The organism is Mycobacterium sp. OAE908, assembly GCF_017872775.1.
Classification (GTDB): domain Bacteria; phylum Actinomycetota; class Actinomycetes; order Mycobacteriales; family Mycobacteriaceae; genus Mycobacterium.
Genome location: NZ_JAGGJL010000001.1, coordinates 3,484,239 through 3,509,533 on the forward strand (window position 1 = coordinate 3,484,239; position 25,295 = coordinate 3,509,533).

24 protein-coding genes are annotated in these 25,295 nt (G+C 66.5%); 10 read left to right on the forward strand and 14 right to left on the reverse strand.

Annotated elements, in window-relative coordinates; genetic code table 11:
• Positions 1 to 34: 34 nt before the first annotated feature.
• From J3E61_RS17150 to J3E61_RS17165, 4 genes are read left to right on the forward strand one after another with little or no spacing between them, the layout of a single operon-like run.
• On the forward strand, positions 35 to 283 hold the full coding sequence (locus J3E61_RS17150; protein WP_192721802.1) for an RNA-binding protein: 249 nt from the start codon (positions 35 to 37) through the stop codon (positions 281 to 283).
• Positions 280 to 663, forward strand: a complete 384-nt coding sequence (locus tag J3E61_RS17155; protein WP_210084362.1) for a DUF1330 domain-containing protein — start codon at positions 280 to 282, stop codon at positions 661 to 663. The genes J3E61_RS17150 and J3E61_RS17155 overlap by 4 nt, the downstream gene beginning before the upstream one ends.
• Before the next feature lie 2 nt (positions 664 to 665).
• A complete protein-coding gene (locus tag J3E61_RS17160) occupies positions 666 to 1,565 on the forward strand; it encodes an NAD(P)H-binding protein (RefSeq protein WP_210084363.1) in 900 nt (299 codons plus the stop codon).
• Between the two features lie 4 nt (positions 1,566 to 1,569).
• Positions 1,570 to 2,340: an SDR family oxidoreductase gene (locus tag J3E61_RS17165; protein ID WP_210084364.1), complete on the forward strand. Its 771-nt coding sequence runs from the start codon at positions 1,570 to 1,572 to the stop codon at positions 2,338 to 2,340.
• Here the strand turns inward: J3E61_RS17165 and J3E61_RS17170 are convergent.
• Both J3E61_RS17170 and J3E61_RS17175 read right to left on the reverse strand, forming a co-directional pair.
• Complete coding sequence (locus tag J3E61_RS17170; protein WP_210084365.1) at positions 2,309 to 3,088, reverse strand: enoyl-CoA hydratase/isomerase family protein; 780 nt, start codon at positions 3,086 to 3,088, stop codon at positions 2,309 to 2,311. The genes J3E61_RS17165 and J3E61_RS17170 overlap by 32 nt on opposite strands.
• A 10-nt stretch (positions 3,089 to 3,098) precedes the next feature.
• Positions 3,099 to 3,782, reverse strand: a complete 684-nt coding sequence (locus J3E61_RS17175) for a TetR family transcriptional regulator (RefSeq protein ID WP_192721797.1) — start codon at positions 3,780 to 3,782, stop codon at positions 3,099 to 3,101.
• Positions 3,783 to 3,851: 69 nt separating this feature from the next.
• Between J3E61_RS17175 and J3E61_RS17180 the strand changes: the two genes are divergently transcribed.
• Together J3E61_RS17180 and J3E61_RS17185 are read left to right on the forward strand one after the other, a co-directional pair.
• Positions 3,852 to 4,919 carry a ferredoxin reductase gene (locus tag J3E61_RS17180; protein WP_210084366.1) on the forward strand — a complete coding sequence of 356 codons (1,068 nt, stop codon included), beginning with the start codon at positions 3,852 to 3,854 and terminating at the stop codon, positions 4,917 to 4,919.
• 17 nt (positions 4,920 to 4,936) lie between these two features.
• Positions 4,937 to 6,046: a fatty acid desaturase gene (locus tag J3E61_RS17185; protein ID WP_192721795.1), complete on the forward strand. Its 1,110-nt coding sequence runs from the start codon at positions 4,937 to 4,939 to the stop codon at positions 6,044 to 6,046.
• A gap of 71 nt (positions 6,047 to 6,117) precedes the next feature.
• Here J3E61_RS17185 and J3E61_RS17190 read toward each other — a convergent pair whose 3' ends face one another.
• From J3E61_RS17190 to J3E61_RS17240, 11 genes are all read right to left on the reverse strand, one after another.
• Positions 6,118 to 6,879 carry an Fpg/Nei family DNA glycosylase gene (locus tag J3E61_RS17190; protein ID WP_210084367.1) on the reverse strand — a complete coding sequence of 254 codons (762 nt, stop codon included), beginning with the start codon at positions 6,877 to 6,879 and terminating at the stop codon, positions 6,118 to 6,120.
• 3 nt (positions 6,880 to 6,882) lie between these two features.
• Positions 6,883 to 7,833 carry an SDR family NAD(P)-dependent oxidoreductase gene (locus J3E61_RS17195; RefSeq protein WP_210084368.1) on the reverse strand — a complete coding sequence of 317 codons (951 nt, stop codon included), beginning with the start codon at positions 7,831 to 7,833 and terminating at the stop codon, positions 6,883 to 6,885.
• A 1-nt stretch (position 7,834) separates the two neighbouring features.
• On the reverse strand, positions 7,835 to 8,815 hold the full coding sequence (locus J3E61_RS17200; protein ID WP_210084369.1) for a nitronate monooxygenase: 981 nt from the start codon (positions 8,813 to 8,815) through the stop codon (positions 7,835 to 7,837).
• A gap of 23 nt (positions 8,816 to 8,838) precedes the next feature.
• A complete protein-coding gene (locus tag J3E61_RS17205; protein WP_210084370.1) occupies positions 8,839 to 13,365 on the reverse strand; it encodes an ATP-dependent helicase in 4,527 nt (1,508 codons plus the stop codon).
• A 32-nt stretch (positions 13,366 to 13,397) separates the two neighbouring features.
• Positions 13,398 to 14,048 (reverse strand): TetR/AcrR family transcriptional regulator, encoded by a 651-nt coding sequence (locus J3E61_RS17210; RefSeq protein ID WP_210084371.1) that lies wholly within the window; start codon positions 14,046 to 14,048, stop codon positions 13,398 to 13,400.
• A gap of 39 nt (positions 14,049 to 14,087) precedes the next feature.
• Positions 14,088 to 15,269, reverse strand: coding sequence for an RtcB family protein (locus tag J3E61_RS17215; protein ID WP_210085597.1), 1,182 nt, complete (start codon positions 15,267 to 15,269; stop codon positions 14,088 to 14,090).
• Between the two features lie 70 nt (positions 15,270 to 15,339).
• The gene (locus J3E61_RS17220) at positions 15,340 to 17,709 is read right to left on the reverse strand and encodes a glycoside hydrolase family 65 protein (RefSeq protein WP_210084372.1); all 2,370 of its coding nucleotides are present in this window, start codon (positions 17,707 to 17,709) and stop codon (positions 15,340 to 15,342) included.
• Positions 17,706 to 18,449 (reverse strand): beta-phosphoglucomutase family hydrolase, encoded by a 744-nt coding sequence (locus J3E61_RS17225; protein ID WP_210084373.1) that lies wholly within the window; start codon positions 18,447 to 18,449, stop codon positions 17,706 to 17,708. The genes J3E61_RS17220 and J3E61_RS17225 overlap by 4 nt, the downstream gene beginning before the upstream one ends.
• The gene (locus tag J3E61_RS17230) at positions 18,433 to 18,846 is read right to left on the reverse strand and encodes a hypothetical protein (RefSeq protein WP_210084374.1); all 414 of its coding nucleotides are present in this window, start codon (positions 18,844 to 18,846) and stop codon (positions 18,433 to 18,435) included. Before J3E61_RS17230 ends, J3E61_RS17225 begins: the two co-directional genes overlap by 17 nt.
• Positions 18,847 to 18,900: 54 nt before the next feature.
• The gene (locus J3E61_RS17235; RefSeq protein WP_210084375.1) at positions 18,901 to 20,445 is read right to left on the reverse strand and encodes an aldehyde dehydrogenase family protein; all 1,545 of its coding nucleotides are present in this window, start codon (positions 20,443 to 20,445) and stop codon (positions 18,901 to 18,903) included.
• Positions 20,442 to 21,644 carry a DUF1338 family protein gene (locus tag J3E61_RS17240; protein WP_192721785.1) on the reverse strand — a complete coding sequence of 401 codons (1,203 nt, stop codon included), beginning with the start codon at positions 21,642 to 21,644 and terminating at the stop codon, positions 20,442 to 20,444. Before J3E61_RS17240 ends, J3E61_RS17235 begins: the two co-directional genes overlap by 4 nt.
• 30 nt (positions 21,645 to 21,674) lie before the next feature.
• Between J3E61_RS17240 and J3E61_RS17245 the strand changes: the two genes are divergently transcribed.
• Both J3E61_RS17245 and lat read left to right on the forward strand, forming a co-directional pair.
• A complete protein-coding gene (locus J3E61_RS17245; protein ID WP_192721784.1) occupies positions 21,675 to 22,136 on the forward strand; it encodes an Lrp/AsnC ligand binding domain-containing protein in 462 nt (153 codons plus the stop codon).
• 52 nt (positions 22,137 to 22,188) lie between these two features.
• Positions 22,189 to 23,523 carry an L-lysine 6-transaminase gene (lat, locus tag J3E61_RS17250; RefSeq protein ID WP_210084376.1) on the forward strand — a complete coding sequence of 445 codons (1,335 nt, stop codon included), beginning with the start codon at positions 22,189 to 22,191 and terminating at the stop codon, positions 23,521 to 23,523.
• Here lat and J3E61_RS17255 read toward each other — a convergent pair.
• A complete protein-coding gene (locus tag J3E61_RS17255; RefSeq protein WP_192722451.1) occupies positions 23,507 to 24,073 on the reverse strand; it encodes a restriction endonuclease in 567 nt (188 codons plus the stop codon). The genes lat and J3E61_RS17255 overlap by 17 nt on opposite strands.
• Before the next feature lie 75 nt (positions 24,074 to 24,148).
• On the opposite strand from J3E61_RS17255, the gene J3E61_RS17260 reads away from it, so the two are divergent.
• Both J3E61_RS17260 and J3E61_RS17265 read left to right on the forward strand, forming a co-directional pair.
• Positions 24,149 to 24,829: an ANTAR domain-containing protein gene (locus tag J3E61_RS17260; protein WP_192721782.1), complete on the forward strand. Its 681-nt coding sequence runs from the start codon at positions 24,149 to 24,151 to the stop codon at positions 24,827 to 24,829.
• Between the two features lie 80 nt (positions 24,830 to 24,909).
• Complete coding sequence (locus tag J3E61_RS17265; protein WP_210084377.1) at positions 24,910 to 25,287, forward strand: hypothetical protein; 378 nt, start codon at positions 24,910 to 24,912, stop codon at positions 25,285 to 25,287.
• Positions 25,288 to 25,295 lie beyond the last annotated feature (8 nt).

Sequence of the window (25,295 nt, forward strand, 5' to 3'; positions counted from 1 at the left end):
CAGGATAAGGCCTCACTAGCCGAGGGAGGTCACTGTGCGAGTTGTCTGGCTGTCCGCTGCGACGGTCGTGTCCGCCGCAGCTCTGATGCTGCCTGTCACACCGACGGCGCACGCGACCGTATGCGGTTCGGTCGGTGGCAGGTTCGTCGACGTCAGCGGGTGCGCCGATCCGTTCTCGGAACTGAACGACGCGCTGTACGCGCCGCCACCTCCGCCCGCTCCCAATGTCAATGTCTGCGTGAACGCGGGTCGACGCATCAACGTGAGCGGGTGCGTCGGATGAGCTCATCCCTTGAACCGACGCAGGAGCAGATCGCCGCGCTCGCAGCGCGTCCGGCGGACGAACCCGTGGTGATGATCAACCTGCTGCAGTTCCGCGGCGACGAAGGAAGGCAGAGCTATATCCGGTACATCCAAGAAGTCACCCCGCATCTCGAACGTGTCGGCGGAACCGTCCGGTATGCAGGTGAATCGCCGGGCGTCGTCATCGGCGAGGGCGAAAAGCCTTGGTGGGACGCCATCATCGTCGTCGAGTACCCGACGCCAGGCGCTTTCCTCGACATGGTGACCAATGAGTCGTACCTCTCCGTGCACGAGCATCGGGTGGGCGGGTTGGACCGCGGCGATCTCATCGCCACTTCCGTTTGGACTCGCGCGGAGTAGCCGTGTACCTGATCACCGGAGCCGGCGGCGGTAGCGGCAGCATCAGCCGTCGTGTCGTCGAGGCGCTGCTTGACGGCGGCGCGCAGGTGCGTGCGATGGTGCGCCGCGACGACGAGCGCGCCGGCCAACTGCGGGCGATGGGTGCCGAGGTGATCCTCGGCGACCTGACCCGTGCCGGCGACATCGTCGACGCGCTGGACGGTGTGCGCCGGATGTTCTTCAACATGAGCGTTTCGCCGGACTATCTGCGTGCGACCACCGAGGTCTGCGCGGTCGCGTTGGAACGCGCAAAGCTCGACGTCATCGTCAACATGTCGCAGATGACGGTGTCGCAGATGACGCTGACCAGCACCAGCGAATCCAAACAGCACCGCTTGCACTGGCTCGCCGAGCATGTACTGAACTGGTCGGGTCTACCGGTAATCCACGTCAGGCCAACGAGTTTTCTCGACAATCCGTTGTTCACCCTGCTGGCGAAGCAGTCCGTGCGCGAGCGTGGTGTGTTGCCATTGCCGTTCGGCACCGGGCGCACCTCGCCGATCTCCGCTGACGACGTCGCCCGCGTGGTGGCAGCACTGCTTGTCGACCCCGGCGGCCGGATCGGCCAGGTCTGTGAGCTCACCGGCCCAGAGGTGCTCGACATGAACGGCCTCGCCGAGCAATACAGCCGGGCGCTGAACCGGCCGATCACCGCCGAAGACGTGCCCCTCGACGAGTGGGAGCGTGTGGTGCTCGCACCGCTTGGCCTGCCCGACCACCTGAAACAGCACCTCGCCACCATGGCGCGGTTGCATCGCGAGGGCCGCTATGACCGTCGCACCGACGACGTCGAGCAGATCACCGGCAAGCCCGCACAAAGCGTCGAGCAGTACGTGTCGGCCAATCCCGATCTGTTCTACTGAGCGCGTGAATCGCGAAGTCTTCGAGCGTCTTTTCGACATGACCGGCCGCACCGTCATCGTGACGGGTGGTACGAGGGGCATCGGCCTCGCCCTCGCCGAGGGCTACGTGTTGGCCGGTGCGCGCGTCGTGGTGGCCAGTCGCAAGCCCGACGCCTGTGAGCAGGCGGCGCAGCATCTGCGCGGGCTCGGCGGCGCGGCCATCGGCGTGCCCACTCACCTCGGCGACGTCGACTCTCTGGGCGCGCTGGTGCAGCGGACCGTCGACGAATTCGGCGGCCTCGATGTGGTGGTGAACAACGCCGCGAATGCACTCACCCAACCGCTGGGCCAGATGACAGTCGACGCGTGGGGGAAATCCTACGAGGTCAACTTGCGCGGTCCGGTGTTCCTGGTGCAGCACGCGTTGCCTCATCTCAAGGAGAGCCCGCATGGCGCGGTGCTGAACCTGGTGTCCACCGGCGCATTTCAGTTTGCGCCGCAGGTGTCGATGTACGCCGCGGGTAAGGCCGCGCTGCTGTCATTCACCCGGTCGATGGCCGCCGCCTACGTTTCGCACGGCATCCGGGTGAACGCGCTGGCGCCGGGACCCGTCGACACCGACATGATGCGCAACAACCCGCCCGAGGCGATCGAGTACATGAAGGGCGGGACACTGATGAAGCGGCTGGCCGCTCCCGACGAAATGGTCGGCGCCGCATTGCTGTTGACCTCTGACGCCGGCAGTTATATCACCGGGCAGGTCATCATCGCCGACGGTGGCGGAACGCCTCGGTAGCTTCGCCGAGCATTCCGCCTGCGCCTGCCAGGATCTGGCTCCGGTTCTCCAGGTGCAGAGCGGACTCCAGGCTTCCCGCGTCGAGATTCGCCCACATCACCTGTTTGGTGGACTCGAGCCCGAATTTGCCGTAGCTGCACAGTGTTTCGGCGATGGCCAGGGCGTCGTCGACCACCGATTCCGACAGCCGCGAGACGATGCCGAGCCGCAGTGCCTCGTCGGCATCGACGTCGCGCGCCGTCAGGATCAAGTCGAATGCGGTTCCGGCGCCGACGATTCGGGGCAGTGTGTAGCTGACGCCGATGTCGCAGCCGCCGATACCGAGCTTGATGAACTGGGTGCAGAACCGCGCCGACTCGGAGGCGATCCGGATGTCGCAGGCCAGCGCGATCCCGAAACCGCCGCCGTAGGCGGGGCCGTTGACGGCCGCGATCACCGGCTGACGCAGCCGGTGGATTTTCGCGGTGAGGTTCGCGATGAGCTCCTGCCAGCGCATGCCCGACCGCGGGAATTCGGTGCCGCCGCCCGCGTGCGGCGGGTTCGGATCGGACAGGTCAAGACCTGAGCAGAAACCCCGGCCGGCCCCCGTCAACACCACGACGCGGCAGTCGTTGTTGGCCGCGATCCCGTCGACCGCGGCGTGCAATTCCTCGACGAGCTCGAAGTTCAGCGCGTTGAGCTTCTCGGGACGGTTCAGGGTGAGCACGGCGATGTCGGAACGCGGGTAGGCCAGTTCGAGGTGCGACATGCGCCTCACGCTATCCGTCGCTGCGCCACCCGCTGACGCCTACGGCGATCATCCGTAGCTGCTTGACTGCCGTGCGCTTGATCTCATCGATTGCCGCCGCGTCGTTGGCGTCCTCGGTGGCTTCGGCGATCACGATCATCGCGTTCACGAACAGGCTCGCCAGGATGTTGAGGTCCTCGCTAGTCCAGGTGTTCAGCCCGGGGAACCGGGCCAGGTCGATCGCCAACTCCGACGTGATCAACCGGATTTCGGTGCGGATCGCATAACGCAGTACCGTCACGCCGCTGGAGCGCTCACGTCCGATGAAGCGCCAGTGTTCTCGGTCCTCGTTGAAGCTGTCGATGAGGATGTCGACAGTGGATTCGATGACGCGGTTGGGGTCAAGCTTGCCTGCCCGCGCGGAGCGCAGCATGTCGCGAAGCCTGCGAAACGACTCGTCAATCAGTACCAGCCCCAGCGCCTCCATCGACTCGAAATGCCGATAGAACGCCGCGGGCACGATGCCGGCCTCACGGGTCACCTCACGCAGACTCAGCGCGGCGAAGCTGCGGTCCTCGAGCAGCCGGAGCGCCGCCGCGACGATGGCGCGGCGGGTGGCTTCCTTGCGTTCCTCACGAGAAAGGGTGTCGCGGGAGCGCGATTTACTCGAACGAACCGATCTACTCGTTCGTGAACTGGGCGTACGACTGTTCACTGTGTGAAACCTACCACAACCTGCTCGAATCGGTTGACGCGGTCCGCTGCCATGGCGCACGGTGTACACATGTTCACTCAAACTTTGGCACCGAGGCTCAGGGACAGGGTGCTGGCGTCACCGCTGGTCGACCTGCTGACCGGGCCGCACGGCGTGGATCGCTACACCGAGCTGGTTGCCCCGACTTGGACCACGGGAGATGCCCGGGCCAAGATCGTGGCGGTCCGTCGCCAGACTCCCCGCAGCGTCACCCTGACCCTCGAGCCCAACCGGGCATTCACCGGCTTTCGCGCCGGCCAACACATCAACCTGACCGTCGAGATCGACGGTCGTCGCCGCACCCGGCCCTACTCACCGGCCAGCGCCGAGGGCTCCCGGCACATCGAGCTGACCATTGGCCGCCACGACGGCGGGCTGGTCTCCACCTATCTGTACGAGCATGCGCAGCCGGGCATGGTCGTCGGCCTCGACTCCGTCGGCGGCGAGTTCACGCTGCCGGTGCAGCGGCCGCAACGGATCCTGTTCGTGTCCGGCGGCAGCGGCATCACCCCAGTGATGTCGATGCTGCGCACACTGCGCACGCAGGGCTACACCGGTGAGATCGCGTTCGTTCACTACGCGCGGTCCGCCGACGAAGCGTGCTACCGCGCTGAACTCGACACGATGCGTGGGGTTCGAGTCCTGCACGGCTACACGCGGGTGACCGCAGGCTCCGATCTCGACGGCCGATTCGGTGCCCACCACCTGGCTGTCGCGATGCCGCAGCCCGAGGCTGTGTTCGTCTGCGGCCCACCGGCTTTGGTCGACGCCGTTCGCGAACATTGCATTAACGTGCGCTCGGAGAGCTTTGTGCCGCCGGTATTCGACCTCGCAGCAGAGGCCTCCGGCGGCAGCGTTACCTTCGCCGAAAGCGGCGTCGCGGTCACCGACGACGGCAGGCCGCTGCTCGAGCAGGCCGAATCCGCGGGCCTCACCCCCGAAAGCGGATGCCGGATGGGCATCTGCCACAGCTGCACCCGCCGCAAGACCCGCGGCGCGGTGAAGAACCTGATCACCGGAGCGGTGTCGAGTGCCGAGCAGGAGGACGTGCAGATCTGCGTGTCCGTCCCTGTCGGCGACGTCGACATCGCCCTCTAAAGAGAAAGGTGCTCGAAATGACTACCACTATCACTGCCGCCCCGAAGACGATCAGCAAGACCGTCGGCGGCAAGACCATCACGATGACGCCGGAGCAGGCCGACGAGTTCGGCCGTGAGCTTGATGCCCTCAAAGACCGGGTGATCGCCGACCTCGGCGAGCGCGACACCACCTACATCCGGCGCATCATCAAGGCGCAGCGCACATTCGAGGTCGGCGGCCGCGCGCTGTTGTTCGGCGGAATCTTCCCGCCGTTCTGGCTCGCAGGCACCGCGATGCTGGGCATCTCGAAGATCCTCGACAACATGGAGATCGGCCACAACGTGATGCACGGCCAGTACGACTGGACGGGTGACCCGGCGTTGTCGAGCAAGAAGTTCGAATGGGACACCGCATGCCCGGCCGACCAGTGGCGCCACTCGCACAACTACATGCACCACACCTACACCAACATCGTCGGGATGGACCGCGACATCGGTTACGGCATCCTGCGGATGAGCGAGGACCAGAAGTGGCGGCCGTACTTCCTCGGCAACCCTGTCTATGCGTTCCTGTTGATGGTGTTGTTCCAGTACGGCGTCGCATTGCACGAGTTGGAGACCGAGCGGATCCGCGCCGGTGAGATTTCCATCGCTGACAAGCGGGAGATCCTCGAGGGCATCTGGCGCAAGACCAAGCGCCAGACGCTGAAGGACTATGTGGCTTTCCCGCTGCTGGCCGGCCCGTTCGCGCCGTGGGTGTTGGCCGGCAACCTGACCGCCAACCTGATCCGCAACGTCTGGTCGTACATGATCATCTTCTGCGGCCACTTCCCCGAGGACGTCCAGGAGTTCTCCATCGAGGAGACCAAGGCCGAGACCCGCGGCATGTGGTACTTCCGTCAGGTCCTCGGATCGGCAAACCTGACCGGCGGCAAGCTCTTTCACATCCTCAGCGGCAATCTGTCGTTCCAGATCGAACACCATCTGTTCCCCGACATCCCGGCCCACCGGCACGCGGAGATCTCGCAAGAGGTGCGCGAGATCTGCAGGCGCTACGGCGTGCCCTACAACACCGGCCCGCTGCCGAGGCAGTTCGCCACGGTGGTCCGCAAGATCGTCAAACTCGCGCTGCCGTCACGAGGCTAGATATGGCACCGAGAGTCGGGAAGTTGACGGAATTCGACCGAAATCCGTCATGTATCCCACTCTCGGCGATGTCAGGTCTGACAAACCGGGCACCAGTAGCAGATTCGGTCGCCAGTGTTGTCTGATTCGATCGGGGTGCCGCAGCGCCGGCAGGGCAACCCGCGGCGACCGTAGACCCATAACTCTTGGCCGTGGCGGGTGTTGCCGGTGGTGGTGCGATTCCATCGAGAGCGGTTCAGCCACAGCATGTCTCGGGCCCGCTGCACCATTCGCAGCGGGTCCTTGACGTTGCTGACCGGCGCGGTGGGCAGGTGCCCGGTGACGAAGCACAACTCGTTGCAGTAGACATTGCCGACACCGGCCATCACGCGTTGGTCGAGAAGTGCCTCCGACAACGGGCGGTCGGGATTGGCCGCCAGGTTCGCCGCCGCGAGCCGTGGATCCCAGTCGTCGCCAAGCAGGTCGGGGCCCAGATGGGCGACGGCGTCCATATCGTGTTCGCGCTCGAGCACCTCGAGCACCCCGAGATCGATACCGGCCGCTTGAATATCGGCTGTTTCCAAGATGATCCGGATTCGATAACCGGCCCGGCTCGGCTTGCCGACCGGATTGACCTTCCAGCTGCCCTCCATTTTCAGATGCGAATGGATGCTGGCCGACCCGATACGGATGAAAAGGTGCTTGCCCCGGCTGATCACCTCGTCGACCACTCCGCCGGTCAAGTCGACGGTCGCGTACTTGGGCACTCGGACGTCACACCGGGTCAGCGATTTGCCGACCAATGCTTCGCGCAAGATGGTGGCGGTGTGCCAGACCGTGTCGCCCTCAGGCATGTTTCATTGCACCCATGCCAGCGAGAGTTCCCACAGCCGTTCGGCATTGGCAGCATCGAGCGCATACGGCGCGACACCGCCGGTGCCTGGCCCGCCGCGCCGGTAAACCAGCGCCGCCTCGTTGCAGTTCTCGAAGTAGCGACCGCCGACGCCTTCCACCAACGGGGAAGCGGCCAGCAACACCGACGTCGCCGCGCCTTGCTCGACCGTCTTGAAGTCGCTGCCGCCCGCCCGGAACGCCTTGAGCGCGTCGGCGGCGTAGTGGGCCGGCAGGTGTCGCTGCAGCGGCGTGGCGATTCCGCCCGGCATCAGCGCGTTCGCGACGATTCCCTCGGATGCCCACCGGCGAGTGGCCTCCACGGCGAACAGCACATTGGCCGTCTTCGACTGACCGTAGGCGCCGAACGGGTCGTAGTCGCGAAACGCGTAGTCGATGTCGTCGAACACCACCGGGGAACGCAGGTGCCCACCGGAGCTGACCGAGACGATGCGTGCGGAGCCGGCCGCGGCCAGCGCATCGTGTAGCCCGAGGGCCAGCGCGAAATGCCCGAGATGATTTGTGGCGAACTGCATTTCGTGACCGCTGGCGGAGATCGTCAGCTCTTGAATCGCCATCACACCGGCGTTGTTGACCAGGATGTCCAGTGGCCCGCTCCACACGGCGGTGAATGCGTTCACGCTGGCGAGGTCCGACAGTTCAAGCGCCGCGACGTCAACCGCGTCGTTGCCCGTGCTCTGGCGGATGTCGGCGGCCACCCGCTCGCCGGTTTCCGTGTTTCGGACCGCCAACGTGACCGCCGCTCCGGCTGCGGCCAGTGCCCGCGCGGTTTCGACGCCGATTCCCGACGATGCGCCGGTGACGACGGCTCGCTTACCGCTCAGATCCACGCCGGCGATGACCTCGGCGGCCGTGGAGGAGAAACCGAAGGGTGTCTTGATCAAGTCAGGGCTCATGTCAATCGCCAACCCGCGGCCCCAGGACACTGTTCCCCGTAGCCGTGATCACGTCCTCGGCCTGCTGGGCGATGCGGACGACCAGGGCACTCGCGGAGTCGCGCTCGTTCACCAGGTCGACGGCTTCACCGGCCCAGATCGGCAGGTAGTCGCGGTCGCCGCGGTCGGCCGCGGCGCGGTATTCGGCCAACGCGGTGCGATCGGATTCGAGTTCGGACTCCTTGCCGTCCCATGCGTCGGTGAAGCGGTTGCGCAGCGTCCTGGCCGGATAGCGCGCGGGCCAGCCGGCGTCCGCGGCGATGTCGAGCACCCGGCCGCGGACCGTCTCCGCTGCCCCCGCCGCCATGATCGCCTGCACTTCCTCGTCGTCGAGCAGCGCCTCGTTGGTTGCCTCGAACCGGGTTCCGATCATGGCGCCCGCCGCGCCGAGCATCAGCGCGGCCGCCAGGCCGCGACCGTCGGCGATCCCGCCCGCAGCGAGCACCGGTGTGGTACCCGCGATGTCCACCACCGCAGGCACGAACGGCAGTGTCGCCCGGCCGCCGCCGTGACCGCCTGCCTCACTGCCCTGTGCCACAACGACATTCGCGCCGACGTCCAACGCACGTCGTGCCTCGTCCATGTTGGTGACCTGCACCATGAGCGGAATGCCTGCGGCCAGGATGGTCTCGGCGAACGGGCTCGGATCGCCGAACGACAGCATGATCGCCGCAGGCGATAGTTGTATCGCCGCCTCGACGGCCTCCTGGCCGATCGCCCACGTCAGGAAACCGACGCCCCACGGCTTCGAGGTGGCCGCCGCTGCTATCGCACTCTCGCGTTCGAGCCAGTTCAGGCCGCCGCGACCGGCGCCGAGCAGTCCGAGGCCGCCGCCCTCTGACACTGCCGCGGCGAGCGCACCACCGGCGACACTGCCCATCGGGGCAAGCACGATGGGGTGGTCGATTCCGAACATTGTCGTCAGCGCCGTACGGAGGGCCATGTCCCGAACTGTAGGCGTCGATGTCAGCGGAGCCGAAGTCCCCTGGGGGTACGTGCGAACCCGGCGCCGATCAACGCGTCCTGCACCGCCCCACGCTCGCCTTCGGCGATCGGTTCCAGTACGGGCACGCCATTGACCTTCTCGACCAGCAGCGCACCGATGTGCCCACCGGTGACCAGATCGGCGAGCGCCTGTGCAGCCGAAGCATGCGCCTCGGCGTGGTCGGTGAAGCTCAGCAGCGAGCGTCCGCCCCGCTCGAGGAACCAGGCCAGTTCGCCGTCGACGATGGCGACCAGCGCACCCGCCTTGCGGCCAGGCCGATGCGTTGCGTCCTCGTCGGTGGGCTTGCGCGACGGCCACGGCAGTGCGGCGCCGTACGGGTTGGCGGGATCGGCGGCGGCCAGCACGACCGCGTGGTATTCGCGGCGCTCCGGGTCGACACCGTCGAGGTAGGACCGCAGCCGGTCGACGGTCGACGCGACCGCGAATTGCGCCCCACCCAGCGATTCGACGAAATAACCGCGCTGGCATCGGCCCGCATCCTCGAATGCGGTCAGCACCTTGTACAGCATCGCGAAGCCGCCCGGCACCTCCTCGGCCCCGACCGCCCCCTTGGTCAGCACGCCGTAGCGGCCGAGCAACAACTCGGCCTGGAAATGCGCGCGCACAGTCGACTCCGGCTCCGCCGTCGGCAACGCAGACCACCGGCCTGCCACCGTCGGGTCGGAACTGCGGGCCTGCGCATGCGCGACGCTGTAACGGCTCAACCGCGGCGGCCGCTGGCGTTGCCGATGTGCGGGCGTCCCGCGCCGACCGGTGGCCCGTCGCGTGCCCACGAGCATCGCGCGTACGGGAGCGAAGGTGTCGCCAGTGACCCAGCCCGCCCAAATCAGTTCCCACAGCGCTTGTTTGAACTGTTCGGTATCGCTGTCAGCGAGTTGCCGGAAGAAGTAAGCGCCGCCGCCACCAAGCGTGGCCATGATGGCTCGGTGGGTGTCGGTGAACTCGATCTCCTTCGGCGCGGCCAACGTCAACGGGGCCGATTCGGCGTGATGGAACGCGATCCAGCCGTCGCCGCCGCCGATCTGGCCTACCCCCGACCACGTGACCTCACCGGAGGCCAGCAACTCGTCGAGCATCGCGGGCTGGTAGTCGCGCACCCGCTGTCCGAACACCAGCGATTCGACCGCAGAGGCCGGAATGGGCACTCCTGCCAGTTGTTCGATCACGGCGGCGAGACCGTCGATGCCCGAATTGTGGGAGCCGACGTGCTGCCACGACGGCAGAAAGCGTCCGTACGCCGCTGTGCTGACCGGCTCGACCTGGGCGCGAAGCGCAGCCAGCGACCGTCGTCGCAAGATCTTCAAAACGTCTGCGTCACACCATTGATCGCCGTCGGCGTCGGTGGTGAACTCGCCGCGGATCAGCTTGCCGTCGATCGCCATCCGCCCCAGCACGTCGGCGGTCACCCGCAGCCCGAGCCCGAAGCGGGCCGCGGCGTCGTTGGTGGTGAACGGTCCGTGGGTGCGGGCATACCGACCGAGCAGTTCGCCGAGCGGATCGTCGACCGATTCGGTGAACGCGGTTGGCACCCCGACCGGCACGGCCACTCCGACGCCGTCGCGCAGCAGCCCGATGTCTTCGACTGCGGCCCACCAGGTTTGGTCGGCGAACGACACCCTGACCGCCCGCTTGGCGGCCAGCAGGCCGTCCAACCAGCCGCCCACCTCGGTTGTGGTGCAGCGCTGGGCGATCTCTCCTTCGGTCAGCGGACCGAGCACGCGCAGCAGATCCGCAATCCCTTCCGCGTCGCGAGCCAACCGGTCGGAGCTCAGATGCTGCAGCTGTTGGGTGGTGGTCGCGATGACCTGTGGATCGAGCAGCTCGCGTAATTCGACCCGGCCCAACAGCTCCGCCAGCAGCACACTGTCCAGTGACAGCGCCGCGGCGCGGCGTTCGGCCAGCGGGCTGTCGCCTTCGTACATGAATGCCCCGACGTAGCCGAACAACAGCGAGGCCGCGAACGGCGACGGCGTCGCGGTCTCCACCTCGACCACCCGCAGCCGCCGCTGCGCCACCCGGTGCATCAGCTCGGTGAGCGCGGGTACGTCATAGACATCCTGCAGGCATTCGCGGACCGCCTCCAGCACGATCGGGAAGTCCGGATACTTGCGGGCGACATCGAGCAGCTGGGCGGCGCGCTGGCGCTGATGCCACAGCGGCGAGCGCTTGCCGGGATGCCGGCGCGGCAAGAGCAATGCGCGGGCAGCGCATTCGCGGAACCGGGACGCGAACAGCGCCGAGCCGCCGACCTCTGCGGTGACGATCGGTTCGATCTCGTCGGCGTCGAACACGAACAGGTCGGCACCGGGCGCCGCGTCCTCGGTGTCGGGCAGCCGCACGATGATGCCGTCATCGGATGCGGTCGGCTTCTCGTCGATGCCGTAACGCTCGCGCAGCCGCCGTGATACCGCCAGCGCCAGCGGACCATGCACTCGAAGCCCGTAGGGGGAGTGCAGGATCACCCGCCAGTCGCCGAGCTCGTCGCGGAACCGCTCCACCAAAAGCGTGCTGTCGCTGGGCACCGTGCCCGTCGCCTGACGTTGGTCATCGAGCAGCTGCCACAGGTTGTCGGAGGCGAATTCGTCGAAACCCATTGCCCGGCACCGCTCGACGAACTCATCACGCTTCAGCCGTGCCAGCTCACCGGTGAACGCGCCGACGGCTGCGCCGAGTTCGGCGGGCCTGCCGACACCGTCGCCCTTCCAGAACGGCAGCCGCGCGGGTTGTCCGGGCGCCGGGATGACCAGCACCCGGTCGTGGGTGATCTCGGTGATCCGCCAACTCGTCGCGCCAAGCGAGATCACATCGCCAGGGCGGGATTCGTACACCATCTCCTCGTCCAATTCGCCTACCCGCGAAGGCTTTTCGGAGTCGGTGGCGAGGTACACGGTGAACAGGCCGCGATCGGGAATCGCGCCGCCGGACGTCACCGCAAGCCGCTGCGCACCCGGTCGCGCGGTCAGTGTGCCCGCATCCCGGTCATAGACCAGCCGTGGCCGCAGTTCGGCGAACTCGGTGGACGGGTACTTGCCGGACAGCAGGTCCAGCGTCGCCTCGAAAGCGCTGCGCGGCAAGGTCGCAAACGGCGCACTGCGCCGCACCGCGTCGAACCAGCGGTCGGCGTCGATGGGCTCAAGGGCGCAAGCAGCCACCGTGTGTTGGGCCAAGACGTCGAGCGGGTTCGTCGGCACGTGCATGGTCTCGATTTCACCTGCCAGCATCCGCTTCACCGTGACGGCGCACCCGATCAGGTCGGTGCGGTGCTTGGGGAACAGCACGCCCTGCGAGATCTCGCCGACCTGGTGTCCGGCGCGGCCGATGCGTTGCAGGCCGCTGGCCACCGACGGCGGCGCCTCGACCTGGATCACCAGATCGACCGCGCCCATATCGATGCCCAACTCGAGGCTGGAGGTGGCGACGACCGCGCGCAGGCGCCCGCTCTTGAGGTCGTCCTCGACAAGGGCGCGCTGCTCCTTGCTGACCGACCCGTGATGCGCGCGGGCCAGCAGCGTGGGTGCTCCGTGTGACTGGCCGCTGGCCATCAGTTGCGCAGGCGATCCTCCGCCGACCTGCGGGTTGCGCGCGCCGGACAACTCGACGCCCGAGCGTTCGGCGTGAATCTCGTTGAGCCGCGAGGTGAGTCGCTCGGCCAGTCGGCGCGAGTTGGTGAACACGATCGAGCTGCGATGCGCCTCGATCAGATCGACGATGCGCGCCTCGACATCCGGCCAGATCGAGTTGTTCTCGAGGTTGGCCATGTCGGGGACCGGAACCTGCACCGACAGGTCGAAGGTCTTGGCTGCGGGCGGCGCGACGATGGTCGTTCTGGCCTGCCCGGAGAGGAACCGCGCAACCTCCTCGGGTGGGCGGACGGTGGCCGAAAGCCCGATGCGCTGCGCGGGGGTGGCCAGGATCTGGTCGAGCCGCTCCAGCGACAGGGCCAGGTGCGCGCCCCGTTTGGTGCCTGCCACGGCGTGCACCTCGTCGACGATGACCGTCTGCACCTCGGCCAGCGTCTCGCGGGCCGCGGACGTCAACATCAGGAACAACGACTCAGGCGTGGTGATCAGGATGTCCGGCGGATTGCTGATCAGCGTGCGGCGCTGGGCGGCGGGAGTATCGCCGGAGCGGACGCCGACGCTGATGTCGGGTGCGGGCACGCCGCGGCGTTCGGCGATGCGGGCGACACCCGTCAGCGGGGTGCGCAGGTTGCGTTCGACGTCGACGGCCAGCGCTTTCAGCGGCGATACGTACAGCACGCGCGTGCCGGCCCTCGCGGGCCTTGGCGCAGACGCTGCGAGCCGGTCGATGGCCCACAGGAACGCCGCCAGCGTCTTGCCGGAGCCGGTAGGTGCGATCACCAGCGTGTTGTCGCCGTCGGCGATGGCTGACCAGGCCTGCGCCTGGGCAGGCGTCGGCTCGGCGAAGGTACCCCGGAACCACTCACGGGTCAGCGCGCTGAAGCGTTCGAGCGGATCGGAGGTCATCTAGTCATGGTGCCAACGGGCACCGACAAATATCAGCGATGCTCGGGGGCGACGGCTTCGCTCAGCGCCGACGGGATGCCCGGCACCCGGCCGATCGCGTCGAGCAGTGCGTGTGCGCAGGCATTCCCGACGTAGTCGGCGTCGATCGACGGGTCCATGATCCGCCGCCGGCAGAACTCGAACGTGAACGCCAGCCAGCCGTAGATGGTGACCCGCAGGTCGCGTTCGACCTTGGAGTCCATCGCGTCCCCGACCGCGCCCAGGATGCGGGTGATGATCCGGTTGGCCTGCCGGTCGTTGTCGACGTCCTCGATGCCGCGCAACACAGGATCTGAGCTGCCGATGCCGACGTACGCGGCCCAGGCGCCATGAGGATGCTCTTCGTCGTAGCGCACGTACGCCAGCACGCCCTCGCGGACCTGGTCAAACAGGCTCTGCCCGGGATCCGGCGGGGTGCTGGTGGCCTCGAAGAGCCGGTCACTCTCGGCGCGCACTACCGCGGCGAAGAAGGCCCGCTTGTCCGGGAAGTAGTGATACATCAGCGCCCGCGACACCCCGGCGCGCTCGGCGACCTCGTCGATACGGACCTCGTCGTACGGCCGCTGGCCGAACACCTCGGCGCCCAGCGCCAGCAACTCGTTACGACGGTCGTCGGGAGACAGCCGACGTCTGGACTCAGCCATCCCGCCATTCTAGTTAACACATGTACAACAGCGTCGGAATCACGTGCCCTTGACGTTGAGCACCTGCCGCAGGCTCGTGACCACCTCGACCAACTCCTTCGAGTCCGCCATCACCACGTCGATGGACTTGTATGCGTCCGGAATCTCGTCCACCCACTGCTCGCCGTGGCGGTACTCGATGCCAGCCATCCGTTCGGCCAGATCGGCAGCAGTGAACCGCCGCTTGGCCTCGGTTCTGGAGAACCGCCGGCCCGCGCCGTGTGGGGCGCTGCACAGCGCGGCGGCGTTGCCCTTGCCGCGCACGATGTACGAGCGTGTGCCCATCGATCCGGGGATAATGCCCATCACGCCCTCGTGCGCGTTGACTGCGCCCTTGCGCGTGACCCAGACATCCTTGTCGCCGTGGCGTTCTGGCGTCGAATAGTTGTGGTGCGTGTTGATTCTCGCCGTTTCGACGTCGTCGGGTTCGACGTTCAGCCAATGCGCCAACGCCTGGCGGAACCGGTCCATCATCTCAGCGCGGTTGGCGAGTGCAAACTGTTGGGCCCAACGGAGTTCGGCGATGTATGTTTCGAACTCAGCGGTGCCTTCCTCGAGGTATGCGAGGTCGGCGTTGGGCAGCGAGACGCCGCGGTTGGCGCACAGCTGCTTGGCGACGTTGATGTGTCGCGTGGCGATCCTGTTGCCAACGCCGCGCGATCCGGAATGCAGGAACATCCACACCGTGTCCTCGTCGTCGAGGCACAGCTCGATGAAATGGTTTCCGCCGCCGAGGGTTCCCAACTGAAGCTTCCACTTCGGGGAGTGCGACAGGTCGGTTCCGGTGTCGGCAGCCAGTTGTTCGAGTTCGTCGATGCGGGCATGAGTGAACGCATACCGGCGCAGCGACTGGTTGTAGTTGCCTGCGCTCAGCGGGATGGCCGACTCGAGCGAACCGCGAAGGCGCGCAAGATCCTTGCCTTCGATATCGGTTGCGGTGAACCGTGTTTGGGCCGCGATCATGCCGCAGCCGATGTCGACACCCACCGCCGCTGGAATGACCGCCCCGAGCGTCGGGATCACCGTCCCGACGGCTGCGCCCTTTCCGAGGTGCGCGTCGGGCATCAATGCCACATGCGGATAGACGAACGGAAGCGCGGCAGTCTGATTGGCCTGCTCAATCGTGCGCGCGTCGATGTGGCTGGCGAAGTTGAGGACCTTTCCCCCTTCGAGCTGTTGGATCACTGTAGATTTCCCTCCCCGAGTAGCAACCACAAATGGTCCGCTGCGGCGAGGACGAATGCAACACGTTTTAGTCGAGCACCGTGCCGAGGGTCGGTCGACGAATCGGTTCGCGGCCGGGGGCCTGTGTCGGCGTGGGCAACAGCGGCTTACGACGTTGTATACCCACGGTCGTCGGCGAGTCGGTGTTCAGGTCAAGCTTCTCGCCTGCGTGGCGGATGGTCAGCTGATGGCCGGGTCCGTCCCGCAGCGCGTAGGTCACCTCGTCGTGGTCGACGTCAACGGTCAACCGGAAGTTCTTCCAGCGCAACCGAAATCGCAATCGCGATATGCCGTCGGGCAGCTGCGGATCCAACGCGAGGTCGCCGCCGTCGTCGCGCAGACCGCCAAAGCCGGCGACCAACGCCGTCCACGCTCCGGCCAACGACGCCATGTGCAGCCCGTCGCGGGTGTTGTGATGCAGGTCCCGCAGGTCGATCAGTGCTGCTTCGTAGAGGTAGTCGTGGGCCAGTTCCAGATGGCCCACCTCGGCGCACATCACGGCCTGCGTGCAGGCTGACAGTGACGAGTCCCTGGTGATGCGCCGCTCGTAATAGTCGACGTTGTGGGCCTTCTGCTCGGCGGTGAACTCCTGGCTGCGCCAGTGCATCGCGAGCGTGAGATCGGCCTGTTTGACCACTTGCGACGGGTACAGCCGCACATAGGGCTCGTTCAGCAGCAGCGGATAGGACGTGTTCTCCGTGAAGTTCCATTCGCGCAGGGTGGTGAACCCCTCGCACTGTTGATGGACGCCGAGTTCCTTGTCGTAGGGGATGTTCACCGCGGCCGCCGCGTCGCGCCACGCGGCGGTCTCCTCGGACCCGACACCCAGGGTGGCTGCGGCTTCGGGGTGACGGTTGCAGGCCTCGGCGGCGCTTCGAAGGTTGTGTGCCGCCATCAGATTGGTGAACACGTTGTCGCGAACGATCGCCGTGTATTCGTCAGGACCGGTGACGCCGTCGAGGTGCCAGATCCCGTGCCGGTCGTGATGGCCCAGCGACATCCACAGCCGCGCGGTTTCGACGAGCACCGTCAGGCCGCACTCGACCTCCAGCGAATCATCGCCTGTGACAACGCGATACCGTTCGAATGCCATCGCGATGTCGGCGTTGATGTGCCAGGCCGCGGTGCCTGCGGGCCAGTATGCCGAGCACTCCTGCCCGCGGATGGTCCGCCAAGGAAATGCCGCGCCTGCGAGATCCAGTTCTGCGGCCCGTTCACGCGCGAGATCGAGGGTCGAGGCGCGCCAGCGCAATGCATCGGCGGCGGCGTGTGGCGCGGTGTAGGTGAGCACGGGAAGGACGAAACCTTCTGTGTCCCAGAAGGTGTGGCCGTCATAGCCGGTGCCCGTGAGGCCCTTGCCGGGAATCGCGCGGCGCTCGGCCCGCGCGCTGGCCTGCAGCACGTGAAACAGGCCGAAGCGCACGGCCTGCTGGCAATCGGCGTCGCCTTCGACTTCGACGTCCGCGCAGTCCCAGAACTCGTCGAGATAGTCCCGCTGTGACTTCAGCAGGCCGTCCCAGCCGCAGTACTCGGCTCCTGCGACAGCGCCGAGCACCTGATCGCGCAGCGCGGGTCGCGACCGCAGGCTCGACCATCCGTAGGCGAGGAACTTCACGATGCGCAACTTCTGACCGGGTCGAAGGCCGCAGATGACGGTCGTTCTCGCCCAGTCCTCACCGGCCTCGGTTTCCGCTTCAACGCGGCCCGGCACGTCGATCTGGTGTTGCATCGCGGCAGCCATCATCAACCGGCTGCTCCTGGTGCGGTGCACGAGCAGCGCTCCCTGCTTGCCGGCGTCGTGCTGCACGGCCTCCAGCGGATTGAGCAGCATCGCGGCGACCCGCGGATCGGCCGAGGGCTTCGGCTGGTCCTCGTTGGCGACGAGCTCCGATTGCACGGTCATGCGCGAGAATTCGTCGACAGCCTCGACCACGTATTCGATGGCAGCCACACTCCGTTGCGCCAGCGACACCAGCCGGGTGGTGCGAAGCCGTATCCGCTTGCCCGCAGGCGACGTCCAACACACCTGCCGCGTCAGAGTGCCCGCGCGCAGGTCAAGCACGCGTTCATGTTCCTCGAGTTCGCCGTAGCGCACATCGAACGGTTCATCGTCGACGAGCAGCCGCAGAATCTTGCCGTTGGTCACGTCGACTACAGACTGACCGTCCTCCGGATAGCTGTATCCAGCTTCCGCGTACGGCAGCGGCCGCGTCTCGTAGAACGAGTTGAGATAGGTTCCTGGCAACCCGTACGGCTCGCCCTCGTCGAGGTTGCCCCGCAGCCCGATGTGGCCGTTGGACAACGCGAAAACCGACTCGCTTTGCGCAAGCAGATTGAGATCGAGTGTCGTCTCGCGGATGCACCACGGCTCTACGGGGAACGTCTGTTCGGTGATCATCGGTTCGGCAGCAATTCGGCCAGGTCGGCAACGACGACGCTGGCGCCGTTGCGGCGCAACGCTTCTGCTTGGCCGACACGATCTACGCCGACGACGCAGCCGAAGTCTCCGCGCTTGCCCGCCTCGACGCCGGCCAGCGCGTCTTCGAAGACCGCGGCCTCGGCAGGCGCTACGCCAAGCAACTCGCCTGCCCGCAGGAACGAGTCGGGGGCCGGCTTGCCTTCGATGTGTTCCTCGCGCATCGTCACGCCGTCCACCCGCTGCTGAACGAACTTGTCCAGTCCGGTGACTTCGAGCACCTCACGGGTGTTGGCGCTGGAGGACACCACGGCCACCGCGAAGCCCGCGTCGGCGACCGCCTCCAGATAGCGTCGTGAACCTTCGAATACCTTGACGCCGTCCTCACGAATGGTCTGGTGAAACAGGTCGTTCTTCCGATTGCCCAACCCGTTCACTGTTTCTTGCGACGAGTCGTCGTCGGGATCGCCCTCGGGCAATGTGATGCCGCGCGACGACAGGAACGTTCGCACTCCGTCTTCGCGTTTCTTGCCGTCGACGTAGGTCAAGTAGTCGGAGTCGATATCGAATTCGACGAACGGATCTCCGGTTCGATTCGCCCGCTCCCGCAGGTAGGAATCGAACATGGCCTTCCACGCCTTCTTGTGCACACTCGCCGTGTCGGTCAGCACTCCGTCGAGGTCGAACAGGCAGGCGCGCACGCCGTCAGGCAACCCGAGCATCGTCCCTGCTGATGCTGGGGTGCACGACGCGCAGCGCAACCAGTCCCAGGATCAGCACGCACAGTGCTGGACCGCCGAAAAGCACAACGGCCGGCAGCAGCCCCGTCGCCGAACCCGACAGTGCCGTCGCGAACGCGACGGCGGCGATGACCCAGGAGACCACGCAGGTGATGGCCGCTATCACGACGGCGATCACGCAGCTGGTGATCGCGCCATAGTGCGGGGCACCCGTGGCCGCCAGCACCAGAAGGACCGGTATCCCGATGATCGCGGCCGCCGTCAACATTCCACTCGCCGGGCCGAGTTGACGTGCGGCGGGCATCACCAGAAGGGCCGCTGCGACCGCCGCCACCACCACGCCGACCATGGCAATTACGCGCGAATTGTGGTTTCGCATGGTCGTAGAGTGACCCGACCGCCCGACATCAAAACGCCCGCGGCACGCGCAGGGTTAGCCGAAATGCACGCCTTGGGCCAGCGGCAGCTCCGACGAGTAATTGACGGTGTTGGTGGCCCGACGCATGTACGCCTTCCACGCATCCGAACCTGACTCGCGGCCGCCGCCGGTCTGCTTCTCTCCGCCGAACGCGCCGCCGATCTCCGCACCCGACGTGCCGATGTTGACGTTCGCGATACCGCAGTCCGACCCGTCGGCCGCCATGAAACGCTCCGCCTCCCGCACGTCGAGGGTGAAGATCGCCGATGAAAGACCTTGCGGCACAGCATTATTCAGTGCGATGGCCTCATCGAGATTGTCATAGGTCAGTACGTAGAGAATCGGCGCGAACGTCTCCGAATGCACCACGGCGGTCTGCGACGGCATCCGCACCACCGCGGGTGCCACGTAGTACGCGTTCTCGTCACCCACGTCGTGGCGCTCGCCGCCGACCACCTCGCCACCGTCCGCGCGAGCCTGTTCGAGCGCGCGCACCATGTCGCGGTAGGCGGTCTCGTGAATCAGCGGACCCACCAGCGTGCCGTCGGCCGCCGGATCACCGACTGGCAGCTGCCGGTAGGCGTTCGCGATCCGGCCGACCAACTCGTCGGCGATCGAGGAATGCACGATCAGCCTGCGCAGCGTGGTACACCGCTGACCTGCGGTGCCCGCCGCCGAGAACACGATGCCCCGCACAGCAAGGTCCAGATCGGCCGACGGGGTAACGATCGCGGCGTTGTTGCCGCCCAGTTCCAGCAGCACCTTGCCGAACCGCTGCGCCACCCGCGGGCCGACCTGCTGGCCCATCCGCACCGATCCGGTCGCGCTCAGCAGCGCCACGCGAGGATCGTCGACCAGCCGTTCGCCGACCTCGCGGCCACCCTGCACCAGCCTGCTGACCTCCGGCGGCGCCCCGACGTCGGCCGCGGCGCGCTCGATCAGCGCCTGGCATGCCAGTGCGGTCAGCGGCGTCAACTCCGAGGGCTTCCACACCACGGTGTCACCGCACACCAACGCGATCGCGGTATTCCACGCCCACACGGCGACCGGGAAGTTGAACGCCGTGATCACACCGACGACACCCAGCGGATGCCACGTCTCCATCAACCGGTGCCCCGGCCGCTCCGACGCGATCGTCTTGCCGTACAGCTGTCGCGACAGGCCGACCGCGAACTCGCAGATGTCGATCATCTCCTGCACCTCGCCGAGGGCCTCGGACGTGATCTTGCCCGCCTCGAGCGTGACGAGCGTGGCGAGATCAGCCTTGTGCTCGACGAGCAGCTCGCCAAGCCGGGCCACCAGCGCGCCCCGCACGGGAGCCGGGGTGGTGCGCCATGTCGTAAACGCTTGCGCGGCTTGTGCTATCGCGGCCTCAGCCTGTTCAGGTGTTGACTCGGCGACGGTGAACAACACCTCGCCGGTGATGGGCGTGCTGGCCTGCAATCCGTCGCCGCCCGGGTCGCCGAGCGATACGTGCGAGCCGACGGCGCTGAGCGCATCGCGGGCCTGCGCACGCAGGTCCTCGGCGGTCGGAAGCTTCGATTTCTGAGCAGTGGTCATGATGATGCGACTTTCTCGTAGAGCTCGTAGGGGTCGTGGATGTGGTGTCCGAGCCGGCCGGCAAGCCAGTGCAGGCTGTACTCCGAATCATCTGCCGCCTCGACGGCGTTGGTGTCGGTATCGAGATTCGACCGGAAGATGCCGGCCGCGGAGGCAGGCAGGAAGTCCTCGTACACAACGGGTTTCGCCGGATCGCCACCGTGGTAGTAGGCGAGCCCCTCGGCCGCCATTTCCTCGTGGGTAACTGGGAAGAAGTCAGCCCACTCGGCGGCAGGATTCGGTGCGGCCATCGCCGCGTCGTAGCGTTCCCGGCCCTTCGGGGTCAGCGCGACGCCACGCGCCTCGACCTCACCGAACCGCACCCGCAGTGTGCCGTCGACCACGGTGCCGTCGGCTTCTCTGAAGCGGCGCGGCTCGGCCAGCGCCCGAAATGACGTCTGGCGCAACAACACATCGGGACCATCCCCGGCGGGCGGGCCCTGGATCGCATCGATCATGGTGATGCCGCGGGCGGTCATCCGCCGGTACAGCTCATCGATGTCGAGCACGCGCGGCGTCAGGTGGTTGATGTGGGTGGTACGAACACCGGCGATGTCGGCGGCCACCGCCGAGACGCGCGCCAATTCGTCGTACCAGCCGCGGTCGATCGGCTCACGAGACAGCGCGAATGCGGATACCGCCGCTGCCACGAACCGCTCGGCCCGTGCGAAGTCGGCCCCGCCGTCCTCCGCGATGCGTCGCGCCTCGGCGATCAGCGCGGGGTCGAACAACTGCCGCGCGCCGATGAACCGCTCGACGCGCTCTCGCAAGTCAGGGGAGAAGAACCGCGCGTCGGCAGTCGCCAGCATCGAGGTGAACACGCGGAACGGATTGCGGGCCAACTCGCCGGTGTCGATCGGCCGAAACGCGGTGGACACCACCGGAACCGGCGAGGCGGCATCGCGCAGATCGTAGAAGCCGACCGGATACATGCCGAACGCGGCGAACAGGTCGGCGGCGTCGGCCAGTTCACGCACGCCGCCGACGCGGATCGCGCCGTGGCGTTCGGCCGTCACTCGATCAGATGCGCCCAGTTCCCGGTTCACCTCGGCACTGACGTCGACGAGCGTGGTGTAGGCAGGCACCTCGGCGCCGTAGAGGCGCGACAGCGCTGCGGCGAATTTCGCGCGCAGCTGCCAAGTTTCGATGCGGCGGCTCACGATGTGCACCGCCTCGGATACAGTGCGGCCATGGTGGAGGCCGCTGAACACCTCGACGAGATCGATCGCATCTTGGTGCGCGAACTGGTCGCCGACGGGCGGGCGACGCTGGCCCATCTCGCGGCAACAGCCGGGCTGTCGGTGTCGGCAGTCCAGTCCCGGGTGCGCCGGCTCGAATCACGCGGGGTGGTGACCGGATACACCGCCCGGATCGACCCTGAGGCCGTCGGCAAGATGCTGTCGGCGTTCGTGGCCATCACTCCTCTCGATCCCTCTCAACCCGATGATGCGCCTGCCCGGCTCGAACACATACCGGCCATCGTGTCGTGTCACTCGGTGGCCGGTGATGAGAGCTACGTCCTGCTCGTACGTGTCGAGTCTCCGCGCGCGCTTGAAGACTTGTTGCAACAGATCCGGACGACGGCGAACGTGCGCACCCGAAGCACCATCATCTTACAGACTTTTTACTCCGGACGCGAAATCATGCCGTAATAGTTCCTGCTGACCGGGTAGCATGCCGTAAAAAGTTTGTTAAGATGGTCTCATGACCGCTGTGCTGACACCTGCCGCCCTGCGCCCCGATGACGTCCGCGACGTGCTCGCCCGCAGCATCCTGGCCGATGGGCTGGACTTCGTCCTCGACATCGACCAGTCCTCGGGCTCGTATCTGGTGGACGCGCGTACCGGCGAGCGCTACCTCGACATGTTCACCTTCTTCGCGTCCTCCGCGCTTGGGATGAACCACCCCGCGTTGGCCGACGACGAGGCGTTTCGCGCTGAGCTCGCACAGGCGGCGGTGAACAAGCCGAGCAACTCCGATGTCTACAGCGTGCCGATGGCCCGCTTCGTCGACACGTTCGCCCGCGTGCTCGGCGACCCGGCGTTGCCGCACCTGTTCTTCGTCGACGGCGGAGCGCTCGCCGTCGAGAACGCACTGAAGGTGGCGTTCGACTGGAAGAGTCGTCACAACGAGGCGCACGGCCGGGATCCCGAACTCGGCACCAGGGTGTTGCATCTGCGCGGCGCGTTCCACGGCCGCAGCGGCTACACGCTGTCACTGACCAACACCGACCCCAACAAGGTCGCGCGGTTCCCCAAGTTCGACTGGCCCCGCATCGACGCGCCAGTCATCCGGCCTGGCATGGATGAGGCGGCCATGGACGCCGTCGAGGCCGAGACACTGCGTCAGGCCCGCGAGGCATTCGAGGCACATCCACACGACATCGCCTGCTTCATCGCCGAGCCGATCCAGGGGGAGGGCGGCGACAGGCACTTCCGTCCGCAGTTCTTCGCGGCAATGCGCGAGCTGTGCGACGAGTTCGACGCACTGCTGATCTTCGACGAGGTGCAGACCGGTTGCGGACTGACCGGAACCCCTTGGGCCTACCAGCAATTGGGCGTCGCGCCCGACGTCGTCGCCTTCGGCAAGAAGACTCAGGTCTGCGGCATCATGGCCGGCCGCCGGGTCGACGAGGTGCCCGAGAACGTGTTCGCCGTCAGCTCGCGGATCAACTCCACGTGGGGCGGCAACCTGGTCGACATGGTGCGGTCGCGTCGCATCCTGGAGACCATCGAGGCCGAGGATTTGATGTTGCGGGCTGCCAAGGCGGGCCGCTATCTGCTGGACCGACTCGAGAATCTGGCAACGGAATTCCCGGGCTTGGTGCTCGACGTGCGTGGCCGCGGGCTGATGTGCGCGTTCAGCCTGCCGAGCGACGCTGAGCGCGACGAGCTGATCCGTCGGCTCTGGGACCGCCGGGTCATCATGCTGGCCAGCGGCGCCGACAGCGTGCGGTTCCGTCCGGCGCTGACGGTTTCGCGCGAGGAGATCGACGTCGCCGTGGAAGCGGTGCGCGAGGTGCTCAACCAGATGCGGTGAGCCGGCGAATCGTCGACCGCAACCGGGTCAGTTCGGTTCGGCCGACGAGCTCGCAGCCGTGCAACTCCGCGAGTTTGCGTGCCGCAGGCGTGAATTCGTGGTTGGTCACCACCATCGTCTTTGCGCAATCCTGCATGGGCGCGCCAGCCACCACTTCCTGAATGGCACTCGTTCCGACCGGCCGGGCCTGCCGCTTGCATTGAATCGCAAGACGATTGGGCCGTCGACCGACAATGATGTCGACGCCCCAGTCGCCTGTCACCGACGTCATGATCACCGGGACGCCACACGACCGGACCACCCGCGCGACGTAGTCCTCGAATTCTATTCCCGACATTTCGGCCGCGGTGTCGTCGTGAGTGCGAAGGCCGGCCAGAGCGCCACGTAGGAAGTGAGGCAGCGCCGCGAGCGCCGCAGGCGCGAGTGTGCCGACCACTAGACTCCATGCCGGGGCGAGGCCGAGAAGGTATGCGGCGACACTTGATACGACCCCGGCAAAGAGATACACCTTCAACCTCACGGGCCGAATGCTACGAGCCAGGGCCGACAGCAGCGTCTGTCCGGATAGCGAACTACTCGACGAGCTTGGATGCAGCGCCGTCGTTAGCGGGGTTAATCTCGCATCATGACCGATGAGCTGACCGACCTCGAGGGGCAAACGCCCGTCGAGCACGCACTGGCGGGCGGCGAGCCCCAGCGCATCGGTTGGTTCCGGTTTTATTTCGCCGACGAGCGCTGGGAGTGGTCACCTCAGGTCGAGCACATGCACGGCTATCAGCCAGGGACTGTGCATCCGACCACCGACCTTGTGCTGTCGCACAAGCATCCAGACGACTACGGACAGGTCGCCGACACGTTGGACGAGATCCGGCGCACCGCGGGGGCTTTCTCGACCCGGCATCGGATCATCGACACCAGAGGCGATGTCCACCATGTCGTGGTCGTCGGTGACCAGATCTTCGACGACGCCGGTGTGGTCATCGGCACCCACGGCTTCTACGTCGACGTCACGCCGACCGTCCAAGAGGCCCACGATGAGAGCGTCTCGGAGGCGGTGGCCGAGATCGCCGAGGCCCGAAGCGGCATCGAACAGGCCAAGGGCATGCTGATGCTGATCTACCGGATCAGCGCCGACTCCGCGTTCGAGCTGCTGAAATGGCGTTCGCAGGAAACCAACACCAAACTGCGCGCGCTGGCGGAGCAAATCGCGAAAGACTTCCTCGACCTCCCCTATGACGAGGTGCTGCCGGCCCGCGCGGTCTACGACAGGTTGCTGCTGACGGCGCATTACCGCGTCGAATCCTGAGGTTTATTCGCTGTATGGACAGGGAATTCTGTCCGACATCTGATTGCGGGTGGTCTAGCAGCGAATTTGGAGTGCGGATAGTGGCTGTCTCTCATAGCCCCAACGACGTGCAACACGACGACGCAAACGTGCGAGCGGCCCTGCGGTTTGCTCTCGTGGTCGCGTTGCTCGCGGTGGCGTATCTCGTCACCGCAGCCCTATGGGTCAGCACATGCAACGGCGCGACAGCGGACACCGCGGCGTGCGGCGTACCTCAGCGCACCCTGCTCGCCGTCGGTGCGCCGGTCATCCTGCTGGTCGGCGGACTGCGGTCCTTTGTCCGCACCTATCAGACCTGGCGCAGCCACAAGAACTGGTGGGCATGGCAGGGCGCAGGGTGGTTCCTGGTCACCTTGATGCTGGTGGTGCTGACGATGAGCATGCCGACCCTGGCGGGCCCTGCCGTTTTCGGCGCCTGAGAGCCGCC

Coding starts and splice junctions, on each gene's coding strand:
- J3E61_RS17195 (WP_210084368.1), bottom strand. CDS start 7,833: ATGAGCCCTGACTTGATCAAGACACCCTTCGGTTTCTCCTCCACGGCC.
- J3E61_RS17210 (WP_210084371.1), bottom strand. CDS start 14,048: ATGGCTGAGTCCAGACGTCGGCTGTCTCCCGACGACCGTCGTAACGAG.
- J3E61_RS17185 (WP_192721795.1), top strand. CDS start 4,937: ATGACTACCACTATCACTGCCGCCCCGAAGACGATCAGCAAGACCGTC.
- J3E61_RS17225 (WP_210084373.1), bottom strand. CDS start 18,449: ATGCTCGGGTTGCCTGACGGCGTGCGCGCCTGCCTGTTCGACCTCGAC.
- J3E61_RS17200 (WP_210084369.1), bottom strand. CDS start 8,815: ATGGCCCTCCGTACGGCGCTGACGACAATGTTCGGAATCGACCACCCC.
- J3E61_RS17260 (WP_192721782.1), top strand. CDS start 24,149: ATGACCGATGAGCTGACCGACCTCGAGGGGCAAACGCCCGTCGAGCAC.
- J3E61_RS17235 (WP_210084375.1), bottom strand. CDS start 20,445: ATGACCACTGCTCAGAAATCGAAGCTTCCGACCGCCGAGGACCTGCGT.
- J3E61_RS17220 (WP_210084372.1), bottom strand. CDS start 17,709: ATGATCACCGAACAGACGTTCCCCGTAGAGCCGTGGTGCATCCGCGAG.
- J3E61_RS17180 (WP_210084366.1), top strand. CDS start 3,852: ATGTTCACTCAAACTTTGGCACCGAGGCTCAGGGACAGGGTGCTGGCG.
- J3E61_RS17170 (WP_210084365.1), bottom strand. CDS start 3,088: ATGTCGCACCTCGAACTGGCCTACCCGCGTTCCGACATCGCCGTGCTC.
- J3E61_RS17190 (WP_210084367.1), bottom strand. CDS start 6,879: ATGCCTGAGGGCGACACGGTCTGGCACACCGCCACCATCTTGCGCGAA.
- J3E61_RS17155 (WP_210084362.1), top strand. CDS start 280: ATGAGCTCATCCCTTGAACCGACGCAGGAGCAGATCGCCGCGCTCGCA.
- lat (WP_210084376.1), top strand. CDS start 22,189: ATGACCGCTGTGCTGACACCTGCCGCCCTGCGCCCCGATGACGTCCGC.
- J3E61_RS17230 (WP_210084374.1), bottom strand. CDS start 18,846: ATGCGAAACCACAATTCGCGCGTAATTGCCATGGTCGGCGTGGTGGTG.
- J3E61_RS17205 (WP_210084370.1), bottom strand. CDS start 13,365: ATGACCTCCGATCCGCTCGAACGCTTCAGCGCGCTGACCCGTGAGTGG.
- J3E61_RS17245 (WP_192721784.1), top strand. CDS start 21,675: ATGGTGGAGGCCGCTGAACACCTCGACGAGATCGATCGCATCTTGGTG.